This window comes from Schlesneria sp. (genome assembly GCF_036405755.1).
Taxonomy (GTDB): domain Bacteria; phylum Planctomycetota; class Planctomycetia; order Planctomycetales; family Planctomycetaceae; genus Schlesneria; species Schlesneria sphaerica.
In genome coordinates, this window is sequence record NZ_DASWWZ010000602.1 from 1 (window position 1) to 5429 (window position 5429).

6 protein-coding genes are annotated in these 5429 nt (G+C 58.2%); 1 reads left to right on the plus strand and 5 read right to left on the minus strand.

Annotated elements, in window-relative coordinates:
- Positions 1-2266: PVC-type heme-binding CxxCH protein (locus VGE80_RS19955; RefSeq protein WP_440593877.1), on the minus strand; the 2266-nt coding region annotated here is incomplete at its 3' end.
- 422 nt (positions 2267-2688) lie between these two features.
- On the opposite strand from VGE80_RS19955, the gene truD reads away from it, so the two are divergent.
- Complete coding sequence (gene truD, locus VGE80_RS19960; RefSeq protein WP_440593878.1) at positions 2689-3858, plus strand: tRNA pseudouridine(13) synthase TruD; 1170 nt, start codon at positions 2689-2691, stop codon at positions 3856-3858.
- 62 nt (positions 3859-3920) lie between these two features.
- Here the strand turns inward: truD and VGE80_RS19965 are convergent, their stop codons facing one another.
- The 4 genes from VGE80_RS19965 to VGE80_RS19980 all read right to left on the minus strand — a co-directional run.
- Entirely contained in the window at positions 3921-4328 is a 408-nt protein-coding gene (locus tag VGE80_RS19965; RefSeq protein WP_373653673.1) for a type II toxin-antitoxin system VapC family toxin, read from the minus strand.
- Complete coding sequence (locus VGE80_RS19970; protein WP_373653674.1) at positions 4325-4564, minus strand: hypothetical protein; 240 nt, start codon at positions 4562-4564, stop codon at positions 4325-4327. Before VGE80_RS19970 ends, VGE80_RS19965 begins: the two co-directional genes overlap by 4 nt.
- A gap of 195 nt (positions 4565-4759) precedes the next feature.
- Positions 4760-5152, minus strand: coding sequence for a hypothetical protein (locus VGE80_RS19975; protein ID WP_440593879.1), 393 nt, complete (start codon positions 5150-5152; stop codon positions 4760-4762).
- Between the two features lie 33 nt (positions 5153-5185).
- The coding region (locus VGE80_RS19980) for a hypothetical protein (protein WP_440593880.1) at positions 5186-5429 on the minus strand (244 nt) is incomplete at its 5' end.

The following is a 5429-nucleotide window of genomic DNA, read 5'->3' on the forward strand; positions in this document are numbered from 1 at the left end:
TCAAGGTTACGTCCTGCGTCTGTTCCTGCAAGCGGGCCAGGCGTGCGGAACGTTCTTCCTCGGTTTCGAGCTTCATCAGGCGGACAAGTTCTTTCGCCAGCGATTGGACTTCGAGGTTATCGCTTCCGGTGAGCGACTTAGCCTCGTTCCGTGCTTCGCTCGTCAGCGTCAGATCGGTGGCAATCTCAAAACTGGACCGGATTCCGCGAAGGGCCACAACCTGCACGTCCGGATTCTCAAGACGGCAGATCCGCGTGAGCGATTGACTCAGCTCCTGTTCGTTCCGCCGTGCCCCAATTGCAAAGCAAAGTGGTTTCAGGAAGCCGCGTGCCTCGCCCAGAGTCTCGGGATGGTCGAGCAGTACCGTCAGAAACTCCCCTCCTCGATTGGCCAGCGAACTGAGAATTGCGGTCGAAACCCATGGGTCACTTCCCTGTTGCCGCGCCAATTTGGCGAGGACTGGCAACACACGCGCATCCGGGCTGACGCCCAGCGACAAAGCCAGTTGCAATTGAACATATCCCTCGGGGTCCTCCGCCAGTTCCAGCGCCCGATTGAATAGTGCAGGTGAGTCTGCAAATCGACTCTCCGCAAGCTGAAGCACTTGTCGCCGCACACCCCCGTCCGGATGGGACAGCAGCGTTTCGAGCAATTCAGGGGAAAGTTCCTCAAGACCATCCAGGGTATGAATGGCGTTGATCACCGCCGCAGGTTGGTGGCTCTCGCGCGCCAGTCGAACCAGAGCGGGTGCAGCCAGCCTCTCCTTTCGCTCAATCAACAATCGTCGAGCGGTTTCACGTCTCCAGAACAATTCCGAGCCCACTTCTGCGGCAAGCTCTTCCGGAGTCATTCGGCTCATGTCGGCCGACGGGACCGGGTGCGTCTGGTCAGAGGTGATTTTCCAGATTCGTCCATGATCCTTCCCATTCGTCACACCATACTGCTGTTGCAGATACCGAGGAATGGCCGAGTAATCCTCGATAATTTCGCGATAGAAGTCCGTCACCCAGACACTTCCGTCAGGTCCGTGCGACAGTGCAATCGGATGGAACCAGGAATCAACCGTCGTGAGGAATTCCGACGATTCCTCGCCCGGGGCGCGGTTCAATGTCAGTTTCAGACCGTCCCGTTCCACCACAGATCGGTGGATCAAATTCTGCGCCGGTTCACACGCCAGCAAGTGGCCCTTCAGTCCGGGCAACACGGAATCCTGGTAGACCAGCGGACCGCAACACGAGGTGAAGTAGCCATTCGGTGCGGACTCGGCAATTCCGTAGCCGTCCGTATAGAACTTCGAGAAACCTGGGTCATCCGCTCGTTTGGTTCTCCAGGGGTGGGCTTTGCTGGTCGGATACACCCGACGATCGGGAAAGACTTGCATCGAAAGCGATGGCGTCACGACATACGGATTACGTGCGAGAGAATGCCACGGAAGTGGTACGACAAAGTGCGCAGGCCAGCCGATAGAACTGATAAAGCGGTCTCCCCCTTCGGTGAAGGTGTGCCCCAAACCGCCGACCGCCCCACTGACCGGCTCGATCGCGGAACCGTCAGCCTTGATGCGGAAATCCGTGTCAGGAAGCGGAACGGGCGCCGGCAGATGCGGGCCGGTAATCGTGGCGTCCCGGTGCGGACGACCCACGTAGATCCAGTCGTCCAATCCCCATTGCGGATTCCCCATGCGACGGTCCAGAACGCCGGTGGCAAATCCAGTGAAAAGGACTTCACGCACCTCAGCGGTTCCGTCCCCATCCCGATCTGCCAGAAAAATAATGTCCGGAGCGCAGACAACGATCACACCACCCCGCGCTGGACAAATCCCGAAACAGGCGGGCAATCGATCCGCCCAGACGTCAGCCCGATCCATCTGGCCATCACCATCGGTATCCACCAATTGTTTGACGGTACCATAGGTCCCGGCTTTGGCCGCTTCTTCGACATGTTCGGGGACAAAAAAACGCCGCACGACCTTATCGAGCTTCCCGGTCTGATTGAGTTCGTCGATGTCGATCTGACCGTCGAGGTTAAATCCGTGCAACTCGCAGACAAACAGGCGTCCCTGCTCGTCAAAGCAGACCCCCGACGGTTCGCGGATCAGCGGTTCGCTGGCGACAAGTTGCATTCGCATCCCGGCAGGAAGACGGAACAGTTTGGCCGCTGCTTGCGGCGCCTGGGGCTGCGGAGCATCGTCGGGAGTGGGTATTTGCCCCAGCAGTATTGATGAACTGTGTGCCACCAGAAACGCCAGCGTCGTCAACATCCGCATGACTGCACATCTCCTTGACATCGTCAGAAACTCACGACTGTTCGCCAATCGACGTGGAACCGGAGGCTTTGAGAATGCAGACTCACAGAGAGAAACCCACATCCTGAAATCGAGGCCTGATTTATTCAGACGGAAAAAGCTACACTGAGCCGAGTCGAAAACAAAGTGCGAGAATCCCCCGAGCTGGCGGTCGAGCGACCATCGTCCACTGGCGCGGGGAAACTCTCGCCGAGCGACCGGATCGCGTCCTTCTTTCGTCGACGACTCGGCAGAGGCTTCGCCCTCGGGCATCTGACCGTCGTTTCCGATAAGAATATCCGTTTCATGCCTGCGTTCGGTCGCAGGTTGGTTTTGCAAAATGTCATTCTCACGAACGGCCGTCACGGCGTTCGTGATCAAGAGAGCTGCCTGCTGGATTGTTCATGAAGCTTAAAAGTTTGCCTGAAGACTTCGAGGTCGAAGAACTCAGTGATTTCCCCATGGATGGCGGCCCGTTTGCCGTCTATCTGCTGACCAAGCGGTCGCTCGGCACCCCGGAAGCGATTACGGCCATCTGTCACCGCTGGAATTTCCCCCGTAAGGTCATCAGCTATGGCGGCCTGAAGGACAAGCACGCCGTCACCCGCCAGTGGGTCACGATCCTGCGCGGTCCCCGCCGTGACTTCCGTGAAGAAAACTTTTCACTGACCTACCAGGGCCAGGCCAGCCGCCCGTTTGAGCCACAGGATATCGCCGCCAACCGATTTCATATCGTAATGCGAAACCTGACCCCCGATGCCGCGCGGCGAATCCTGAGCTGCCGGGAATCGCTCGAACGTTACGGCGTCCCCAATTATTACGACGATCAGCGATTCGGCTCCCTCGGGGAATCAGGCGAATTCATCGCGCAGCCCTGGTGCCAGGGGAACTACGAACGAGCACTCTGGCTCGCCATCGCAGAGCCCAACTCGCATGACCGGCCGAACGACCGGGATGAGAAGGAGATCATTCGTCATTTCTGGGGTGACTGGGTCGCGTGCAAAGGTGCCCTCAGAAAATCTTCCGCTCGCAGCATTGTGACGTATCTGGTTGATCACCCCGAACGATTTCGCGAGGCCTTCGCCCTGCTTCGGCAGGACATGCGCAGCCTCTGGCTGGCCGCCTTTCAAAGCAACATCTGGAACCGGTGCCTGGCGGCGACGCTGCAGCAGCATGTCTCGCCCGACCACTGCTTCCCTGTCTCTCTCGCCACGGCCGACGTCCCCTTCTTTACCGCGCTGAGGGACAGCGCGGATCAGGCCCTGCGGAACCTGCAACTCCCTCTGCCGTCAGCGCGTTTGCATCTGGAACCGGGCCCTCTGCTGGATCTGTATGAACAGGTCCTCAGTCCGCTGGGTCTCGCCCTGCGCGAACTTCGTGTGAAGTATCCACGTGATAGCTTTTTCTCCAAAGGAGAACGACAAGCGGTGATCAAACCGCAAAAACTGAGGATGCACCAGGCAGACCACGACGACCAGAACGAAGGCCGTCAGCGTCTCACGCTGGAGTTCATCCTGCCCCGAGGCGCCTACGCCACAATCATCGTGAAAAGACTGACGTTGTTTCCCAGTTGAAACCGCCGAGGTGAGGCAAGTTCCTCAGCAGTGGTCCGGTACAGTGGCGTCGCAATCCCCGTTCACTGCCAGTCTTCAAGCAGCAACCCGGGAACTTGACGGAACTCAGATAAATTGTGGGTTACCAGCGTCATTCGGTTGGCCAACGCGACTGCGGCGATCATCAGATCGTTCGGACCGATCAGTCGACCGGCAGACGTCAGGTAAGCTCGCAGCTTGCCATATTCTTCCGCAGCCAAATCGTCAAACGGAAGCGGCAAGAACTGTGCCTGGAGTCGAGCGACCATTGCTCGATTGGAGGCCTCATGAGCGGGGCCGCTGCGAATGGCCCCAAAAATCAGCTCGGCCAGTACAACGGAACACAGGTAAACGGAACCTGGAGGTGCCGCGAGCAGACTCGCTGTCACTTTGGAGTTCGGTCCGCGCCGCAGGTGATCTACAAATGCGTTCGTATCACGAATGTGAGTCATGAAAGGGCATCTCGCTCTTCCAGTTGGTGCAACTGGGAGCATTCAAATTCCCCCTGCCACCCGCCAGCCGTCGCGAGAATGCCATTCCGCCACTCGTCCGGAGTCATCGCAGGCTGTCGACCTATCGGCTCGATTGTTACCCGCACATCCTGACCTGCCTCCCCCGCTCCGAGCGGCAGTGTCAAAACGAGCAGGCCGCCATCACCGACCCTTCGTTCCACTACGATCCGATTCATGATCATCCTCTCCATCTGGTCACGCTCATTATTTGTACCGCCCGCCTGGCGGTGGTTCAAACTCGATCGGATCCGGAACGGGGCTGCGGCGACTTCATGGCAAAGAGGGATTTCACACAAGACAAGAAAGTCTCCGCAAATCGGCCTCGCCCACTGGCGATTCCAAATATTGTGTTACTCATCCCCGCCGCTCAATCAACTGTGAACCGCTCGCGATAAGTCGTACAGACTCACCCCGGCCACAAACAGCGAGCCTGTGCACAGAGTTCCGCCAATCCAGAGAAAGAGGAAGAACCCGGGGTCAGTAATGTCGCAATGGAAAAATCCCCAGCCGGTGATTCCGCAGACCACCCCCGACCACAGGAGCATTCCGAACCTGACAGCGATGCGTTGAGTGTTCGCGTGTTTGGACAGGATTAATCCCGTCGCACCGAACAGGACTCCAGTCGCCCCCACGACGACCACGTGCATCCCCGAGAACCACCCGAAGATTGCCGGCACGGAGAACAGCAACAGTAGGAACAAGCTCATCAGCCCCATGATCTGTCCTGACAGTTGGATGAACGGCGCTGCGAAGTCTCTTTCCATGAACCAACGTCCTCAAAGCGGAGGCGGGCAGCGTCAATCGAAAACGGCAAGCACCCCAGTTCGTGATAACGCCATTTCGTGGTCAGCCGCGCCACGAAATTCATTTCCCATATCGGTAGGGCGGCCATGGCTCACCCCAGGGCCAGCGCGCACTCGGCGGCGAATAGGTAAGATGGGGTAACTTGCGCCAGGGGCTTCATCATCATACCTTGATGCGATTGTTTGCGACAAGAAGCGAGCTGCGGCATTGAGGTGGATCATGGCGAAGAAAGACTCT